Genomic DNA, 18266 nt, shown 5'->3' with positions numbered 1-18266 from the left:
GAGCGTCAGATGTTGTAGATGTCCGTCTTGTAGCGGGCCAGGTTGGCGGGGTCGAGGAAGAACTCCACGGTCCGGGCGAGGCCTTCCTCCAGGCCGTGCTCCGGGCTCCAGCCGGTGGCCTCGCGCAGCCGGGTGGCGTCCGCGACCAGGCGCAGCACCTCCGAGGCGGCGGGCCGCACGCGCTGTGCGTCGGCCCGCACGTCGAGGGCGGTGTCCATGACCTTGCCGATGAGGCGCACCAGGTCGCCGACGGAGATCTCGCCGCCGGTCCCGGCGTTGAAGGTGCGGCCGAGCACGGCGTCGGCGGGCGCGGTGCCGACGGCGCGGAAGGCGCGGGCGGTGTCCTTGACGAAGGTGAAGTCCCGGGTGGGGCGCAGATCGCCGAGCGTGACGGTGCGCTCCCCGGCCGCGACCTGGCCGATCACCGTCGGGATGACGGCCCGCATGGACTGGCGCGGGCCGTAGGTGTTGAACGGCCTGAGCGTGACCACGGGCGTCGCGAAGCTCGCGTAGTAGCTGTCGGCGAGCCGGTCGCCGCCCGCCTTCGAAGCGGCGTACGGGGACTGGGTGTTGATGGGGTGGTCCTCGGTGATCGGCACGGTCCGCGCGGTGCCGTACGTCTCGCTGGTGGAGGTGTGCACCAGGCGCGGGACCTCGGCGTGGCGCACGGCCTCCAGGACGTTGAGGGTGCCGGTGACGTTCGTGTCGACGTAGGAGTGCGGCGCCCGGTACGAGTACGGGATCGCGATCAGCGCGGCCAGGTGGTAGACGGTCTCGGCCCCGGTGACCAGGGCGCGGGTCGAGCCGGGGTCGCGCACGTCGCCGAGGACGACCTCGACCTCGGCGAGCACGTCGGCGGGCAGGGTCTCCAGCCAGCCGTAGGAGGAGAAGGAGTTGTACTGGACCAGGGCGCGCACGCGGTGGCCCGAGGCGACGAGTTCCTCGGTGAGGTGCGAGCCGATGAAGCCCTCGGCTCCGGTGACGACGGCGAGCGGTGCGGACGTCATGCGGGTCTCCTGGCGGTCGTGGTGGGTCGAGCGGTGCGGGAGGCGCTGTTCAGCTGTGGGCGGTGGGGCTGCCCAAGTGGCGTACGGCGGCGCCGAACAGGGCGAGCGCCGCCGCCGTACAGCCCACGAGCTGGGCCGTGCTCGCGGGCAGGTCCGACAGGCGGGGGAGCGCCGTGGCCACGGCCGCCGCGCCCAGGCACAGCGCGGCGGACGGCCAGGCCACGCCGAAGGCCTGGAGCAGCAGCGCCGTCCACAGGGCCGCGCCGAGGGCGAGCAGCGGGCCCGGGGAGGTGCCGGTCAGCGGGATGCCCACGGCGAGGGACGCCAGATACGCGGCGACGCACAGGCCGAGCGCGCGGGCGGCGCGCAGCCGGAAGCCGAGCGGTGTGGTGGAGGCCCGCAGCGCGGCCACCGCGAGCCCCCGGAAGCGGTAGAGCAGCCATTCGGCGGGGCCCATGCTGAGGGTGAGCACGATGACGGCGTACGGGTCCTGGAGGCCCGCGGCCGTCGCGAGGGTCCCGGCGGCGAGCCCGAACAGGCCGTACGGCAGCGAGCGGATCAGGTGCGGCACCGCCCCGGCCGCCGGGGCGGTGGCCAGGGCGGCCCGCAGGGCGAGCCCCGCCGCGCCTGTGGTGAGCAGCACGGTGAGCACCGGCAGGCCGACGCCCAGCGGCGCCGGGGGGTGCCACCAGGGCAGCACGGCCGCGCCCGCCACGACCGGCAGCAGCGCGACGGCGAGGCGGCGCTCGTGGCCGAGCACGAGGAGCACGCCCGCCGCCGCCAGATAGCAGGACTGCCCGGCCGCGAACGCGGCGGCGGACCCGGGCCCCGCCACGGCGAGCCCGGTGAGGGCCGCGCACCCGACGCCGGGCGGGGCGCCGCGCAGCAGGGCGCGCGCCGCCTCGTGGCGCCCGGTCACGAGCCGTACGTACGCCCGGTGGCTGAGCGCCTGCGACCAGGCCCAGGACACCAGGGCCGCGGCGATCAGACCGTGCGGGCCCGTCTCGCCCCAGGCGCCCGAGGCGAGGAGGTAGGCGGCGCCGGGCAGCGCGAAGAGCAGCCCGCGCAGGGCGCACTTGGCGTGGTCGGGCCGCCAGGGGTCGGGCGGCAGCGGCGGCTCCGGATGGCTGCGCGGGACCCGCCGGTAGAGGGCGTCGGCGAGCGAGAACAGGTCGCGGTGCCCGTACTCCTCCTGGATCCGCTCGCCGGTCATGCCCTGCGACTCCAGGACCGCGGCGACCTCGTAGGGATGCACGGCGGCCCCGATGTCCTCGGCGAGCTCGGCCGCGAGCGCGTCGACGGGGTCGTCGGCGCGCGCGGCCCGCAGGCCGGGGCGGTGGCCCCCGGGCCGGGCGCCGCACCCCGGGGCGTGCGGGCAGGGCGCGGGGCGGGTGCGGGGCTCGGGGTCGCCCCGGGCCCAGGAGGGCCGTCTGCGGCGCGGCGCGGGGCCGGACCCGGGGGTGCGGTCGGGCAGCGCCCAGGACGGGCGGCGGCGCCCGGCGAGCCCGTCGACGCCGTCCTCGCGGGGCGGCAGCGCCATCGGTCCGCTCATCCGGCCGCCTCGCTTCCGGCGAAGTCGTACGCAGTCGGGCCCGGCTCCCGGCCGGACGGCTGCCCGGTGCGCGGCGCGGGTTCGCGCGGCTCCCGGAGCGCGGCCTTGGCGCCCGCGGCCAGCTCGCGGTAGATCTCCCGGAACGCCTCCACCGTCTGCCGCAGCGTGAACTGCTCGATGACGCGGACCCGGGCCGCCGCGCCCATCGCGGCGCGGCGCCGCGGATCCGACAGGAGCTCCACGGCCGCGCCCGCCATGGCCTCCGGGGCGCGCGGCGGCACCACGAGGCCGGTCGGGCCGACGGCCTCGCGGACGCCGCCGACGTCGGTGGAGACCGTGGCGCGGCCGCACGACATGGCCTCGATGAGGGTGAAGGGAAAGCCCTCGCTGATGCTGGACAGCATCACCACGTTGCCCGCGGCGTAGGCGTCCTTGATGTACTCCACGCGGCCCTCGAAGACCACCGACTCCGCGTGGCCGAGCGCGGTGGCCAGGGCCTCGCAGCGCTCCCGGTAGGCCTCGCCGCCGCGCGGGGTGCCGCCGAACAGGCGCAGCCTGGCGTCCGGCACCCGCTCCCTGACCAGGGCGAAGGAGCGGATCAGGGTCTCCAGGTCCTTGATCGGGTCCACGCGCCCGGCCCAGCTCAGGGTGGGCGTGTCCGGCTCGGGGCCCGCGGCGGGGAACGCCTCGGGGTCCACGCCGTTGTAGACGGTGCGGATCAGCGCGGGGTCGGCGCCGCCGCGCTCCTCCCAGAGCCGGTTGTAGCGGTTGCCGGGCGTGATCAGGGCCGCGCTGCGGTACGACTCCTCGGCGAGCAGCCGGAAGAAGCCGAGCAGGACCGCCTTCACCGGCCAGCGGTAGGGGCCCGTGCGGTAGCCCAGGTAGCGCTCGCGCAGATACACGCCGTGCTCGGTCAACAGCAGGGGCACGCCGTGGGTGTGACGGGCGATCAGGCCGGGCAGGGCCGCGATGCCGCCGCTCACCGCGTGCGCCACGCCGTGCTCCGGCGGGCGGGCGGCCAGCGGCCGCAGGGCGTGTTCGAGCAGCTGGGTCGCGGTGACGGCGTCGTGCAGCGTGGGGCGGGCCTCGGCCACCGCGAGCCCCGGCGTGCGCCACACCGAGGCGAGCACGCCGACCGCGCCGTCGCCGCGCAGCGCAGGGGAGAGGGCGCCGTCTTGGGCGTAGGGGGCCAGGGCGTACAGGGCCGGGGCGAAGGCGCTCTCGGCGGTGGGGTCGAGCAGGGCGGTGAGGAAGGCCTCGTAGTGCGTGAGGAGGTCCCGGCGCGCCCGGCCGCGCGGGGGGCGCCCGGCCGGGTCGGGGCCCCACATGGGCAGACAGACCGGCTCGGCCACGTGCGGCGGCAGCTCCCAGGCGAGCGGCTCGCGCCCGGTGCCGGTCACCGCGAGCACGCCGAAGTCGACGTCGGGCATGCCGCGCACCAGCTGGTCGCACCAGACGCTGACGCCGCCGTGGCTGTGCGGGTACGTGCCCTCGGTCAGCAGCGTGACGCGGGTGCGCCCGGACGGGCCGGGCGGGGGTGCGGGTAACGGCACCGTCGCGGACGGTGTGGGCATGGGTGGGGCTCCCCAAGTGACGTCGCGGTGCGGGTGGCGGGCGGCCGTGTGCCGGAGGCAGGCGGGGGACACGCCGCGTCGCCTTGGTGCGTGAGAGGTGGAGCGGGCCCGCCGGGCCCGTGGGCCCGGCGGGTGTTCTTCCCCGCCGCTCCCGCCGCGTCGGCGCACGGGCGGGAACGGCGGCCCCCGTTGGTCCCCGGCGCGCTGCCGGAGGCGGTGGCGCGGGCCAAAGCCGCCGGTGGCGCGGCCCGGCCCGCGGCCGTTCAGCGGCCGGTCGGCAGGGACTTCGGGGTGTGCCCCGCGGTCCCCGGCGGCACGTGCGTCACCGCGCCGGACGGCACGTGCGCGCGCGGGGCCGCGGGCACCGCCGCGGGCGCGCCGCCGCCGGTCCTGCCGGTCGGGGGCGCCGACGGCAGCGTCAGGGTCACCCGGTCCTGGAGCGGCCCGGGGGAGACCCAGCCGGAGGACCTGCCGGCGTACGGGGAGCCGAACGCCTTGGTCCCGACGGCTAGTTGCTGCCGCGTCCCGGTGGGCATGGTGGCGGTCGCGGCGACACCCGCGGGCGCCTGCACGGTCACCGTGTCACCGACGCGGTACGCCGTGACGCGCCCGGCGCCGAGGGCCGCGTCCCAGGCCGCACGCGAGCGCAGCTCCGCCCCGATGTCGGCCATGCGCGGCTTCACCAGCGGCGCGGACGGCGCGTACAGCTCCTCGTAGGCGTCGAGCACCTGGTCGAGGACGGGGTAGCCGATGCGGTCCTCGGCGAGGTTGGACTGGTGGATGAAGTGCGGCCGCGGGTTGCCCGACAGGGCGTGGCCGAGGGCGATGGCCGACTCCACGGGCACGATGTGGTCCGCGTATCCGGTCGTGAGGTCGAGCGGCTTGTCCAGACAGGTCGTGACCGGCGAGTTCTCGCACAGACCGCTGCCGCCGTCGGCTTTGCGGGTGTAGATCCAGTTGTACTCGTCGACCTGCTCGGCCTCGTGGCCCGCGTTGTAGAAGACGTTCATCGGGTAGCGCGGCACCGTGAGCGACGGGCCGACCTGGCGCTGTCCGGGCTCGCGGGAGTTGTCCGAGCCGAGCCAGCGCACGCCGTTGTCGCCGAGCGCGGGGGCCAGGTTCGGGTTGTCGTCGGGCTGCTGCGGCAGGACGCGCAGGCCCGAATGCTCGCCGGTCACCAACTCGCCGTTGTCGAGCGGCAGTTCGGCGCGCTCGCCCCAGGCGCGGTTGAGCGAGACCTGCTGGTCTATCTCGGTCCGCGACACGTACTTCGTACTGCCGTCCGCGTTCTTCGCGCAGCTCCAGGGCACGTGGGAGGTGTCCTGCTCGCACCCGAGGAAGGGGTGGTTGTAGGTGTGGTTGACCCAGCGGAAGGCGCTCCGGTCCTCGATGAGGTGGTCGGCGAGCGGGTCGTCGCCGCCGTTCTCCTCGCGGTACAGCTCGCTGCCGCCGCCGTTGTAGGCCAGGTCGAGCGGCAGTCCCCGCCGCTCGGACCACTCGGCCGCGTACGCGGCGTCCTCGGGCGTCATCCGGATGCCGTCCTGCTGGCCCTGCCCCGGTGGGCAGTCGACGTCGCCCGGGGTGCAGTTGAGCTCCATGTCCCAGCGGTCGTCGGAGCCGAAGACGTCGTCCACGTGGACGGCGAAGTAGTTCCGCGACGCGCCGACGCGCACGCCCTGCGTCAGCCAGTCGACGACGCCCCGGGCGAGCAGCCTGAACTGCTGCTGGTGCTGGTTGTAGACGAACGTCACCACCAGCTCGCGCCGCCCGTCGTGCCGGTACTCCCCGACGAGCGAGCCGCGGCTCGACCCGCCCGGGGCCGTCGCCTCCACGTACGGGGTGAAGTCGGCGCCCGGCGCGGGCTTCGCCAGATGGCCGTAGCTCTCCCCGACCGCGGGGGAGTTGTCCTCGAAGGGCACGGCTCCGGCGAGGTAGCCGAACGGGCCCGCCTCGCCCGCCGCGGTGACCTCGGCGCGGACGCCGTCGAGCGAACCGCTGTACTCCGGTGCCTGGAGGCCCGCCTGGGGGCGGGCGTAGGTGTAGGCGTCCACCTGCGGGACGTCGTACGTCCGCGCGTAGGCGGCGAGCGCGGCCAGCTCGGCCGAGCCGGTGCCGAACGGGTTGTCGTTCGGCAGCACGACGGCCTGGAACCTGGCGCGCGGCCTGCCGTCCACGGTGTCCGCGAGGAAGGCCGCGTCGATCACCGGTCGGCCGCTGCGGCTCAGGTCGACGGTGGTGAACGGCGTGCCCTGGGCGTCGAGTTCGGCGGCGATGGCGGCGGTCGCGGGGCCGCCGTCGGTCACCACCAGGACGCGTAGGTCGATCCGGGGCTGCTCCGCGGCCGCCACTGGCTGAGCGGGCAGCGAGAGCGCGATGAGCAGAGCGCCGGCCCCGAGTGCCGCCGCCCGTGCGGTGCGATTCATCTGGTGTGGTCCCCTCCGCGGTCGGATCACGACGGTGCGGACACCGCGGGACCCGCCCCCAACGGCACGCGCGCACAGATCGCGGTGCGTGTCCGTGCCACTCTGACGCGTCACATAGTGCGACTCCGCCGGGGGTGTGGTGCCGATTCCGTGAGATCTGGCGGAAAAGAGCGGGCAAGCACCGTGTGGTGCGGGAGTGGGCTCCTGGCAGGGGCGTGGTTTGACGGAGTGTTGACCCGTGAACCGTCGCCGGGGAGCCGTGCCCGCTCAACGGGGTCGGGTCTGCCTCGCCGCCGAAGTGGTTGGCGGCCACACCTAAGGGGCGTGCGCGGAGGCGCGTTCAACCTCGGCCGCACTCCTGTGGGCGCGCGCGGGAACCGGCCATGTCCGGGGGCGCGCGGGGCTTGACGGAAGGCCACAAAGCGCGTTCGACCTGCGTTGCCGTCGGGATACGGGGCGCGGACCTTCGGACCTGAGGCCAGGGAGGGCGGGGGCGCCCTGGTGCGCGGGGGAATTCAATGGTCCTCGCGCCGGGCGGACGGCGGAAATTGGTGCGGACCAATGCCCTCCTCCGCCCCCGCCGCCCCGCGCGGCGGGGCGCTTCCCGGTCGCCCGTCGGGGCCCGGCCCGCACACGCGCACCCCTACGTGCCTCGCCTCACCGAGGGACGTGCCCCGGCGGCTCCCCCCCGGCGGCGGCTCCCCCGGGGGCGGTTCCCTCCGGGGGCGGGGCGCGCTCCGTCAGCCGCTGGTCCCGCGCACCGCTGTCACCGCCTTGCGGGCCGCCACCAGGACGGGGTCCCAGACGGGGGAGAAGGGCGGTGCGTAGCCGAGGTCCAGAGCCGTCATCTGCTCGACCGTCATCCGGGCCGTCAGGGCCACCGCCGCGACGTCGACCCGCTTGGCCGCCCCCTCGCGCCCCACGATCTGCGTCCCGAGCAGCCGCCCCGTCCGGCGCTCCGCCAGCATCTTCACCGTCATCGGGGCCGCCCCCGGGTAGTACCCCGCCCGGCTCGTCGACTCGATGGTCACGGTCTCGTACCGCAGGCCCACCGCCTTCGCGTCCTTCTCGCGCAGGCCCGTGCGCGCGATCTCCAGGTCGCAGACCTTGCTCACGGCCGTCCCGACGACCCCCGGGAAGGTCGCGTAGCCGCCGCCCACGTTCGAGCCGATGACCTGCCCGTGCTTGTTCGCGTGCGTGCCGAGCGCGATGTGCCGCTGCTGCCCGGAGACCAGGTCGAGGACCTCCACGCAGTCGCCGCCCGCCCAGACGGCCCCGTCCGCGACGGGCCCCCGCACCCGCATCGACAGGTCCGTGAGCAGCCCGCCGTGCTCCCCGAGCGGCAGCCCCGCCGCCCGCGCGAGCTCCGTCTCGGGCCGCACGCCCATCCCGAGCACCACCACGTCCGCCGGGTACTCGGCGTCCTCGGTGGCCACGGCCCGCACCGCGCCGTCCTCACCGGTGAGAATTTTCGTGACCTCGGCGTCGTTCACCATCGCGATGCCCATGCCGGACATCGCGTCGCAGACCAGGCGTCCCATGTCGGGGTCGAGCGTCGACATCGGCTGCTCGCCGCGGTTGAGGACCGTCACCTCGAAGCCCCGGTGCAGCAGCGCCTCGGCCATCTCCACGCCGATGTAGCCCGCGCCGACCACCACCGCCCTGCGCCCCCGGGTGACCCCGAGCCTCTCCAGGAGAGCCTGGCCGTCGCCCAGGGTCTGCACCCCGTGCACGCCCGGCGCCTCGATGCCGGGCAGCCGCGGGCGCCGCGGCCGCGCGCCGGTGGCGATCACGAGCTTGTCGTACGCCGTCCACTCCTCGGCGCCCGAGGCGAGGTCGCGCGAGCGCACCCGCCGCCGGGCCGGGTCGATCTCCACGACCTCCGTTCGCATCCGCAGATCGATCGCGCGGGCCCGGTGCTCCTCCGGCGTCCGGGCGATCAGGTCGTCGCGTTCGGAGACCTCGCCGCCGACCCAGTACGGGATGCCGCAGGCGGAGTAGGAGGTGAAGGAGCCGCGCTCGAACGCGACGATCTCCAGCTCCTCGGGCGCCTTGAGCCTGCGTGCCTGGGACGCGGCGGACATGCCCGCCGCGTCGCCGCCGATGACCACCAGTCTTTCGCTCATGCGCCCACGCTACGTCGCCGGTCAACGCGCCCGTCGCACCCCCGCGTTGCCGCCGGGACCGGACCGGTCGGCACGACCCGGCCCGGGCCGGGCCGCCTCAGGAACCGTCCGGCGCCCGGGGCGTGGTCTCCGGCGCGCGGGGCGTGCGCGACGGCCGCACCGTGCGTCCCCGGCCCCACCGCAGCCACGCCGCGCCCAGGAGCGCCACGCCCGCCACGAACGGCAGCGCCGCGCCCAGGGCGACCGCCGCCCAGCGCAGCATCGTCACGAACGCGCCCCAGCCGCCCGCCAGGGCGTCCACGACGGTCGGGTCGTCGTCATCGGCTCCGCCGCGCCCGGCCGGGGACTCGGTGAGCGTCAGCGTCACGGTGGCGAGCGCCGTGCGGTCCTTGAGCGAGGCCTGCCGCGCGAGCAGCGCCTCCAGATCCGCCTGACGGGTGCTCAACTCGCCCTCCAGGGACACGATGTCGCTGATCTTCGTGGCCTTGTCCATCAGCTCCCGCACCCGCGCCACGCTCGCCCGCTGCGTCCTGACCCGGCTCTCGACGTCGACGACCTCCTCGGTGACGTCCTCGGCCTTGGCGGTGCGCGACAGGAGCCTGCCCGTGCCCGCCAGGTCGGCGAGCACCTGCGCGTACCGCTCCTGCGGCACCCGGAGCACCACGCGCGAGCGCTCCCTGCCGTGCCGGTCGCGGTCCGTGGTCTCGTCGCCGACCAGGCCGTCCGCCTCCGCGGCCACCGCGCGGGCCCGCTCCAGGGCCTTCGACACGTCCCGTACGCGCACGGCCAGCGACGCCGTGCGGATGATGTGCTGGCCCTCGGCCCGCGGCCGCCCGGGCGGCTTCCTCGCCCCGGCCTCCTTGCCGCCGGGCGCCGCCGCCTTGTCGTCACCGGCGGCCCGGTCGGCGCCGCCCGCCCCCTCGGAGGACCCCGCGTCGCCGTCGCCCCGCTCGGCCCGGGCCGCCTCGGCGCCCGACGCCTTCCCGTCGTCGCCGCCCGCGCCGCACCCCGTGAGCGCGAGCGTCCCCGCGAGCAGCGCGACGGCCAGCGCCCGCACGCCCCCGCCTGTCCTGGCCCTGCGCATGTCGTACCCCCGAGCTCGTCGTGACTGTGCCCCTACGACGGTCCGGGCGCCCGGGGCGTTCGCCCCGTACGGTCCCGAAGCGGTCACGAACGGGACTCGCCCCGGCGGAAGGACGGCCGTCGGACGCCCCAAGGCCGTCTGAGACAGTGGGGGCATGCGCGCAACGGATCACTCGGCAGGTCAGGTACACGCAGGTCAGGAACGTGCGGGACAGGCGGCCCACGTCGTCGTGGTGGGCGGCGGCATCGCCGGGCTCGCCGCCGCGCACCGGGCGCTCGCGGCCGGGTGCCGCGTGACCGTCGTCGAGGCCTCCGAGCGCGTCGGCGGCAAGCTGCTCCCGGGCGAGATCGAGGGCGCGCGGGTCGACCTCGGCGCCGAGTCGATGCTGGCCCGCCGCCCCGAGGCCCTCGCGCTCGCCCGCGAGGCCGGGCTCGGCGACGCGCTCCAGGCACCCGCCACCGCGAGCGCCTCGCTGTGGACGCGCGGCGCCCTGGTGCCCATGCCCAAGGGCCATGTGATGGGCGTGCCCGGCGACCCCTCGGTGCTCGCCGGGGTGCTGTCCGACGACGGTCTGCGGCGCATCGCCCGGGACGCGGAGCTCGCGCCCACCGAGGTCGGCGAGGACGTCGCGGTCGGCGCGTACGTGGCGGCCCGGGTCGGCCGCGAGGTCGTGGACCGCCTGGTCGAGCCGCTGCTCGGCGGGGTGTACGCCGGGGACGCCTACCGCCTGTCGATGCGCATGGCCGTGCCGCAGCTGTACGAGGCCGCGCGCACCCACGCCTCCCTGCTCGACGGCGTCCGCGCGATCCAGGACAGGGCCGCCGCGCGGCAGCAGACAGGACCGGTGTTCATGGGCATCGCGGGCGGCGTGGGCCGCCTGCCGCTCGCCGTCGCGGACGCCGTCCGCGCGCGGGGCGGCGAGATCCTCCTGGGCACCTCCGCGCAGGCGGTGCGCAAGATGCCCGACGGCTGGGAGGTGCGCACCGGGGACCGGCTGATCGCGGCGGACGCCGTGGTCCTCGCCGTCCCCGCCCCGCCCGCCGCCCGCCTCCTCGACCCGGTGTCCCCGGGGGCCGCCGCCGAGCTGCGGGCCGTCGAGTACGCCTCCATGGCCCTGATGACGCTCGCCTACCGGCGCGCCGACGTGTCCCTGCCCGAGGGCAGCGGCTTCCTCGTGCCGCCCGTGGAAGGGCGCACCATCAAGGCGTCCACGTTCGCCTCCCAGAAGTGGGGCTGGATCGCCGAGGAGAACCCGGACCTCCTCGTCCTGCGCACCTCGGTGGGCCGCTACGGCGAGGAGCGGGACCTCCAGCGCGACGACGAGGAGCTGATCGACGTCTCCCGCGGCGATCTGCGCGCGGCCGTCGGCCTGACCGCGCGGCCCGTCGCCGCCCGCGTCACGCGCTGGCACGACGGCCTGCCCCAGTACCCCGTCGGCCACCACGCGCGCGTGGCCCGCGTCCGCGCCCACGTGGGCCGCCTGCCGGGCCTGGCCGTCTGCGGGGCCGCGTACGACGGCGTCGGCATCCCCGCCTGCATCGCCAGCGCGTACGCCGCCGTCGACCAGCTCAGGGGCGACTCCTCCGGCGTCGAGGAGCTGACGGCCAACCCGGTGCAGAGCCTGCACGGCGGCGCGGGAGAATAGCGACATGAGTGACGACGCCCCCGCCAAGATCCCGAACGCCGGCAAGAAGGCCAAGGACCTCAACGAGGTCATCCGCTACACCCTGTGGTCCGTCTTCAAGCTGCGCGACGTCCTGCCCGAGAGCCGCCTCGGGTACGCGGACGAGGTCCAGGAGCTGTTCGACAAGCTGGCCGCCCAGGACGTCACCGTCCGCGGCGTCTACGACGTGTCGGGGCTCCGTGCCGACGCCGACATCATGATCTGGTGGCACGCGGAGACCAGCGACGAGCTCCAGACCGCGTACAACCTCTTCCGCCGCACCAAGCTCGGCCGCGCCCTGGAGCCGGTCTGGTCGAACATGGCGCTGCACCGCCCGGCCGAGTTCAACAAGTCGCACATCCCGGCGTTCCTCGCCGACGAGACGCCGCGGAACTACGTGAGCGTCTACCCCTTCGTGCGCTCCTACGACTGGTACCTGCTGCCCGACGAGGACCGTCGCCGCATGCTCGCCGACCACGGCAAGATGGCCCGCGGCTACCCCGACGTGCGCGCCAACACCGTCGCCTCGTTCTCGCTTGGCGACTACGAGTGGCTGCTGGCCTTCGAGGCCGACGAGCTGTACCGCATCGTCGACCTCATGCGTCACCTGCGGGCCTCCGAGGCCCGGATGCACGTCCGCGAGGAAGTGCCGTTCTACACCGGCCGCCGCAAGTCCGTGGCGGACCTGGTGGAGGGCCTGGCGTAGCCGCTCGGCTCACCGCCAGGCGGCCCGCGGCCCGCGCGTCTTCGCCCGGGTCGTGGGCCGCGGCTCCCGGTGCGGAGCGCACTCCGCGTGCCTGTCCGGCAGGCGGCCCTCCAGGAGGTACGCGTCCACGTAGCCGTTGACGCAGGCGTTCGGGCCGCCCGCGATGCCGTGGGTGCCCGCGCCGCGCTCGGTCACGAGGACCGAGCCGAAGAGCCGCTCGTGCAGCTCCCGGGCGCCCGCGTACGGCGTCGCCGCGTCCCGCTCGGCGGCCAGGACCAGCGTCGGCGGCAGGGCACCCGCCGGGGCCCACACGTCCACCGGCCGCTGCCGGGGCGCGGGCCAGTAGGCGCACGGCAGGTTCATCCAGGCGTTGTCCCACGTCTCGAACGGGGCGGTGCGCGCCAGGTCCGTGTTGTCGCGGTCCCACACCGCGAAGTCGGTGGGCCAGGAGGCGTCGTTGCACAGCACCGCGGTGTACACGGCGTTGCCGTTCTCCTCCTCGGCGGCCGCCGCGGGCCGGGGCCCGGCCTGCGCGACCAGCGGCCGCGGATTGCCCTTGAGGTACTGCGACAGGGCGCTCGCCCGCATCGGCCAGTAGTCGTCGTAGTACCCGGCCTGCAGGAACGCCGAGTGCAGCTGGTCGGAGCCGACCGTGCCGCCCGCGGGCTCGCGGGTCACCGCCGCCCGCACCTTGTCGTAGGCGCGCGCTACGGCGTCGGGCGTCGCGCCCAGGCCGTACGTCTCGTCGTGCTTGGCCACCCACGCCCGGAAGTCGGCCCAGCGCCGCTCGAACGCGGCCGACTGGTCGAGGTTGTTGGCGTACCAGACCTGCTTCGGGTCCGGGTTCACCGCCGAGTCGAACACCATGCGGCGCACGTGGTCGGGGAACAGCGTCGCGTACACCGCGCCGAAGTACGTGCCGTACGAGGCGCCCATGAAGGTCAGCTTCTCCTCGCCGAGCGCGGCGCGCAGCACGTCCAGGTCCCGGGCGTTGTTGAGCGTGGTGTAGTGCGGCAGGGCGGCACCGGCCCGCTCGGCGCAGCCGCGCGCGTACGCCCGCGCCCGCTCGATCCGCTCGGCCTTGGCCGCCGGGCCCGGGTGCACCGGCGAGTGCGTGGGCGCCTTCGTGAACTCCTTCGGGTCCTGGCAGGACAGCGGCGCGGAGCGGCCGACACCGCGCGGGGCGTAGCCGACGAGGTCGTACGCCGCCGCCAGGCGCCGGAACTCCGGCAGGCCGCGGACCAGCGGGAAGTACATGCCGGACGCGCCGGGACCGCCCGGGTTGAAGACCAGCGCGCCCTGCCGCGCCACCCGGTGGCCGCCCGCTCTGCCGGTGGCCTCGGCGCGGCTGACGGTCAGGTCGATCTGCTTGCCGTCGGGGTCCGCGTAGTCGAGCGGGACCCGCACCGTGCCGCAGCGCACGGACGGCGGCAGGCCCTCCGCCGTCGGGCAGGCCCCGAAGCGGACGCCCGCGGCGCGGGCGCGCTCGGCGGCGACGGCGGTGCCCCGCTCCTCCCGGGTGGGCTGGGGGAAGGGGTGCGCGGGGGCGGCGACGAGGGCGGAGAGGACCAGGGACCCTGCGGCTCCGTACAGGACGGCTGCGGCTGCTCTCATCGCGGTTCTGGGCCCTTTCGCACAAGAAAGCCATGAATTGGGACGAAAGGGATGTTTCGCTCAGCGGTTGGCGAAGTAAAGCACCGGCCGGTCGGTGTCGGCTCAATGACCCTGTTGGCGCGTGGACCGGTAGCCGTCGAGGTTCGGGTCCCGGTGCGAGAGCGCGGCGCGCAGGCCCGGGTCGTTCAGGGCGCGCACCCCGCGCACGGCGAGCGCCGTGAGGTCGTCGCGCGAGGGCACCGCGCCGAGCAGCCGCTGCCCGGCGGGCGACGCCCAGCGCGAGGCGGGCACCTCGAAGCGGGCGATGGCCAGACAGCTCAGGGTGAGCAGCAGCGGCAGCGCGAACCACGCCGCGACCGGCACGTCGTCGCCCTGCCCCTGGCCGGGGAGCAGCGTCGCGCACGCCCCGAGCACGGCGATCGCGGCCGCCGCGGCCCGCACCTGCCGGAGCGCGCCCGCGATGCCCGACCAGGAGCCGTCCGGCACCGCGAGCCCCGCCGCGACCAGGCGGTCGGCGAGGGCCCGCACCGCGTCCGCGGTGGCCGTCGCCCGGCGCACCGGGGGGATCCGGGACTGCCCGCCGGGGCCGATCGCGCCCAGGACCGACCGCTCCATGGCGTCCGGGGCGTCCCGGGCGTCGCAGCCGACCGGGTCGACGACCGTGGCCCAGCCGGTGTGCGCGAGCAGCAGCCGCCGCCGTCGCGCCATCGAGACAAGCGCCACGTCGGCCACGCGGCCGGGGCCGCCGGACAGGAACGCCGCCTCGTACAGCGTGAGGCTCCGCGTCGACCGGGGGGTCCTGGCCTCGGCGGCCGCGGCGTGCACGGCGGCCAGGCACAGCCGCCCGCAGGACAGGGCGGCGACGGTGCAGGCGAGGAGCAGCAGCGGAACCCAGAACATGCCGGTGTTTCTATGGGAACCTCCGGTGCCGGCGCCAGCGGAATTCCACGATGTGGACGAGGATCACAGGGCTCAGGGGCGGGGCCGCGGCCGGGACACGGCGGGCGGCAGCGTGAAGCTCGGCGTCGGCGTCACCGGCGACGCCGGGGGCGGCGAGCCGTCCACGGGGCCCGGTGGCGCGGGCGAGCGGGTCGCGGGCCGCGGGCCCGAGGTCGCGCCGTCGCGGGCGATCCGGTCGAAGTCGACGAGCCCGGTGGCCTCCAGGACCTTGATGTGGTCGAGGACCGTGGTGTTCGCGTCCTCGGCGAGGGCCCGCACCAGCGAGTTGCGGGTACCGGCGCGGACCTGGGCGACGAGGGCGAAGACCTTGCCGTGCGCGAGCCGCAGGACGTTCGCGAACGTCTCGTCGTACGCCGCGCCGCGCGCCGCGCTCAGCTCCGCCAGCCAGCGCCGCTGCTGGGCCGTGGGCTGGCTGGGCAGTTCGAGCCGCAGCCGCGCCGCGACCTCGCGGACGCGCGCGTCGAGGAAGGTGTGCCCCTCCACGAGGTGCTCGCCCGCGGTGTGCACGGCCTGGGTGGTGCCGCGCTCCTCGGCCTGCTGTCCGGCGGGCAGCTCCCACAGGCCCGCGAGCCGCACCTTGGTGACGAAGTCCCGGTCGAGCGCGGACAGCGGCCCGAACTCGGACGGTTCGGTCTGCGCGTTGAGCGCGTCGAGGCCGGTGCCGGACCGGTCCTCGTAGGACCACACCGGAAAGACCAGCGCGGCCAGGGTGACGACGAGCCCCACGAGCACGAGCCCGCTGCCGCTGATGAGCCCGCCGCCTCGGGTGAGTCCGCCGCCTCGGGTGAGTCCGCCGCCGCGGACGAATCGGGATCGCATGAAGCCTCCTGTAGCGCCTGTGCACGCTAGTGCGTGTCGGAGGCCGGGGGCCGCGATACCGCGCGAGGTACGTCAACGTCCGTACGGGGGCGTGCACGTGGGGCGGTCGTGCGCGCCCGTGGGATGCGGCAGGGGCGGTCGCGGGGGCGCCTCGGCGGCGCCCTCGGCGGCGCCCTCGGCGGTGGCGCGTCGGCCGTGCCCCGGCGGTCAGTCGCCTCCGCCGCCGCCCCCGCCGCAGCCGCCCCCGCAGCCCGACCCGCAGCCGCCCCCGCCGCAGCCGCTCCCGCCGCTGCCGCAGCCGGACCCGCCGCGGCCCTCGCCCTCGCCGTCGCGGTTCGCGGTGCCGCAGCTGGGGCCGCCGCAGCCGGTGCCGCCCGCGCACCAGGCGACGGGGGCGCCGGTCCACAGCTCGGTGGTCCCGGAGGGCGCGGGGGAGGCGGCGACGGGCACGGCGGGCGGATGGCCGACGCGCAGCCGCCGCGCCTGCGCGAGCTGCTTGCGCAGCTCGGTGTCCTCGACGCCGCGCAGGCCGCGCGCGGCGACCGCGTGCGCGGCACCCCGCTCCTCCTTGCGGGTGCGGGCCCGGTGCAGGCGCAGCGCCACGCGGCCGCGCGCGGTCGCCCGGTCCCTGGCCACCCGGGAGCAGAGCACGCCGACGGCACCGCCGAGCAGCACCACGAGGACCACTTGGAGGTCCGAGAACGCGGAGTTGGACCCGCCGACCGAGGACGTCGAGGGCAGGACGAGGCCGAGCGGCACGCCCGCCGCGCACAGGACCAGATGCGCGGTGATCCGGCGCCGCCAGGGCCGCAGCGGGCCCGGCGGCACCATCAGACCGCGGGCGGCGAGCTGGTCCCCGAGCCCCTGCACGGCCGGGGCGCGCATCACCGCGGCGCGCAGCCAGTGCAGGGCGCCGCTGGGCGCGGTGGCGTACGTGGCGAGCACCGCGGCCTCCACCGGGTGCCGGGCCGCGGCGCCCGGGGCGACACCGGCGAGGCCGGGCTGCGTGACCAGCAGGCGGCCGTCCTCGTGCAGGGCGGCGAGCGCGGCGTCGGCGACCCGGCCGGGCCCGCCCGCGAGGAACGCGGCCTCGTAGGCGTCGTCCAAGGAGCCGTGGGGCGGCTTCGCGCGGCCGCGCCCCGGACGCCGCCGGGTCAGGAAGACCCCGGCGACGACGGCGGCGCACGAGGCGACGACGAGCAGGAAGTAGCACCCCGCGAGGGCCTCGGCGGCCGCGTCGGACAGGGCGGTCTGCGTCAGGTGGGTGCGGTGCATGGCTGATCCCCCGAGAACGGCGTGTGCGTGCGTGTGGGGCGCCGCGTCAGCGGAGCGCCTGGCTCCGGCGCAGCGCGAGCCGCGCGGTGCGCAGCCAGCGCGTCACCGGGCGGCCCTCCAGGGGGCGCGGCCCCGAGCGGTCCAGCCACCAGTGGGTGAGGCGGCCGCGCGCCGCGGCGTCCTCGGGGCGGCCCGCGAGCAGCAGGTGCTCGGCGAAGGACAGGGCGTCGCGGCGGTAGCCCGCGGTCATCGCACGCCCCGCCGCGTAGGCCCGGAACTCGCTCCGGTACGCGTCCCCGAGGATCTCCGGCAGCTCGGGCGCGACCTTCGCCACGACGTCCGCCCGCTTGGCGGCGAGCGCCCGGCTCTGCACGCGAAGGCGGGCCCGGTCGAAGCCCTCCGGCGCGGGCGTCCCCGCGACGAGCGCGGACAGCAGCGACGCCTGCGCGAGGGCCACGCGCTCACGGGCGGTGGCCAGGGCCTCGGCGTCCGGGACCGCGACCGGGGCCTGCGGGGCCGAAGCCGGGGCCTGCGGGGCCGCGCCCGTGCCGGGGAGGGGCCCGGCGCCGAGGTCCCCCGACCCCGCCGCCTTCGCCACCGTCGCGCGGATCGCGTCCAGTTCGCCTTCGAGCTCGCCCGGCGCGGGGAAGTTCTCGTCCCGCTCCAGGAGCACGCCCGGCGGGTCCGTGCGCGCCGCCAGCTCGGCGAGGACGTCGAGGACCGGCTGCGGCACGGGGTGCGCGTGGCTGTCGTGCCAGACGCCGTCCCGCTCGAAGCCGCCCGCCACGTGCACGTACGCGAGGGCTTCCAGGGGCAGCTCGGCGAGGGCCTCGACGGGGTCCTCGCCGCGGTTCACGTGGTTGGTGTGCAGGTTCGCCACGTCGATGAGCAGCCGTACGCCGGTGCGCTCCACCAGCTCGGAGAGGAACTGCCCCTCCGTCAGCTCCTCGCCCGGCCACGCGAGCAGGGCCGCGATGTTCTCCACGGCGAGCGGCACGGGCAGGGCGTCCTGCGCGATCCGGACGTTCTCGCACAGCACGGCGAGGGCGTCGCGGGTACGCGGCACCGGCAGCAGGTGTCCCGCTTCGAGCCGCTGCGAGGCGGTGAGCGGCCCCCCGGCCCGGACGAAGGCGATGTGCTCGGTGACGAGCGGCGCGCCCAGGGCCACGGCGCGCTCCGCGAGCGCGGCGAGCCGCGTCTCGTCGGGCCGGTCGGCGCCGCCGAGACCGAGCGAGACGCCGTGCGGCACGACCGTGACGCCGCGCTCGCGCAGCCGCGTCAGGGACTCGGGCAGATGCCCCGGGCAGACGTTCTCCGCCACGACCTCGACCCAGTCGACGCCGGGCATGCGCTCCACGGCCTCCGCTATCTCCGGCCGCCAGCCGATCCCCGTACCCAACCGCACCATGCTTCCCCCCGTGTCCTTGGTCCTTCGCTCCGTGACGCGCCTTTGCATCCTCCTT

The 18266-nt window shown here is 76.3% G+C and carries 13 protein-coding genes; 2 read left to right on the top strand and 11 right to left on the bottom strand.

All coding sequences use genetic code 11. From position 1 onward, the window contains the following. Window positions 1-5: 5 nt before the first annotated feature. From ACIG3E_RS21305 to ACIG3E_RS21280, 6 genes are all read right to left on the bottom strand, one after another. Window positions 6-1007: an SDR family NAD(P)-dependent oxidoreductase gene (locus ACIG3E_RS21305; RefSeq protein ID WP_399618583.1), complete on the bottom strand. Its 1002-nt coding sequence runs from the start codon at window positions 1005-1007 to the stop codon at window positions 6-8. Between the two features lie 49 nt (window positions 1008-1056). Beyond that, window positions 1057-2559: a hypothetical protein gene (locus tag ACIG3E_RS21300; protein WP_399618580.1), complete on the bottom strand. Its 1503-nt coding sequence runs from the start codon at window positions 2557-2559 to the stop codon at window positions 1057-1059. Beyond that, complete coding sequence (pelF, locus tag ACIG3E_RS21295) at window positions 2556-4133, bottom strand: GT4 family glycosyltransferase PelF (RefSeq protein WP_399618577.1); 1578 nt, start codon at window positions 4131-4133, stop codon at window positions 2556-2558. The genes ACIG3E_RS21300 and pelF overlap by 4 nt, the downstream gene beginning before the upstream one ends. 263 nt (window positions 4134-4396) lie before the next feature. Then, window positions 4397-6556 (bottom strand): hypothetical protein, encoded by a 2160-nt coding sequence (locus ACIG3E_RS21290; protein WP_399618574.1) that lies wholly within the window; start codon window positions 6554-6556, stop codon window positions 4397-4399. Between the two features lie 740 nt (window positions 6557-7296). After that, window positions 7297-8682: an FAD-dependent oxidoreductase gene (locus tag ACIG3E_RS21285; protein WP_399618571.1), complete on the bottom strand. Its 1386-nt coding sequence runs from the start codon at window positions 8680-8682 to the stop codon at window positions 7297-7299. Window positions 8683-8779: 97 nt separating this feature from the next. Continuing rightward, a complete protein-coding gene (locus ACIG3E_RS21280; RefSeq protein WP_399618568.1) occupies window positions 8780-9766 on the bottom strand; it encodes a DUF4349 domain-containing protein in 987 nt (328 codons plus the stop codon). A gap of 154 nt (window positions 9767-9920) precedes the next feature. Here ACIG3E_RS21280 and hemG point away from each other — a divergent pair, with 154 nt between their 5' ends. Beyond that, window positions 9921-11411: a protoporphyrinogen oxidase gene (hemG, locus tag ACIG3E_RS21275; protein WP_399618564.1), complete on the top strand. Its 1491-nt coding sequence runs from the start codon at window positions 9921-9923 to the stop codon at window positions 11409-11411. 4 nt (window positions 11412-11415) lie between these two features. Further along, window positions 11416-12135, top strand: a complete 720-nt coding sequence (hemQ, locus tag ACIG3E_RS21270) for a hydrogen peroxide-dependent heme synthase (protein ID WP_138962332.1) — start codon at window positions 11416-11418, stop codon at window positions 12133-12135. Between the two features lie 9 nt (window positions 12136-12144). Here hemQ and ACIG3E_RS21265 read toward each other — a convergent pair whose 3' ends face one another. The 5 genes from ACIG3E_RS21265 to ACIG3E_RS21245 form a co-directional block, all read right to left on the bottom strand. Further along, a complete protein-coding gene (locus tag ACIG3E_RS21265; RefSeq protein WP_399618560.1) occupies window positions 12145-13749 on the bottom strand; it encodes an alpha/beta hydrolase in 1605 nt (534 codons plus the stop codon). A 102-nt stretch (window positions 13750-13851) separates the two neighbouring features. Then, entirely contained in the window at window positions 13852-14649 is a 798-nt protein-coding gene (locus ACIG3E_RS21260) for a TIGR04222 domain-containing membrane protein (RefSeq protein ID WP_399618557.1), read from the bottom strand. A gap of 72 nt (window positions 14650-14721) precedes the next feature. Then, complete coding sequence (locus tag ACIG3E_RS21255) at window positions 14722-15528, bottom strand: DUF4142 domain-containing protein (protein WP_399618554.1); 807 nt, start codon at window positions 15526-15528, stop codon at window positions 14722-14724. A gap of 207 nt (window positions 15529-15735) precedes the next feature. Beyond that, window positions 15736-16803 (bottom strand): TIGR04222 domain-containing membrane protein, encoded by a 1068-nt coding sequence (locus ACIG3E_RS21250; protein WP_399618551.1) that lies wholly within the window; start codon window positions 16801-16803, stop codon window positions 15736-15738. 46 nt (window positions 16804-16849) lie between these two features. Further along, window positions 16850-18211: a DUF692 family multinuclear iron-containing protein gene (locus tag ACIG3E_RS21245; RefSeq protein ID WP_399618549.1), complete on the bottom strand. Its 1362-nt coding sequence runs from the start codon at window positions 18209-18211 to the stop codon at window positions 16850-16852. Window positions 18212-18266: the final 55 nt, after the last annotated feature.

The organism is Streptomyces sp. NPDC053474, from assembly GCF_044544845.1.
GTDB lineage: Bacteria > Actinomycetota > Actinomycetes > Streptomycetales > Streptomycetaceae > Streptomyces.
This window is presented reverse-complemented; position numbering and strand designations above follow the sequence as displayed.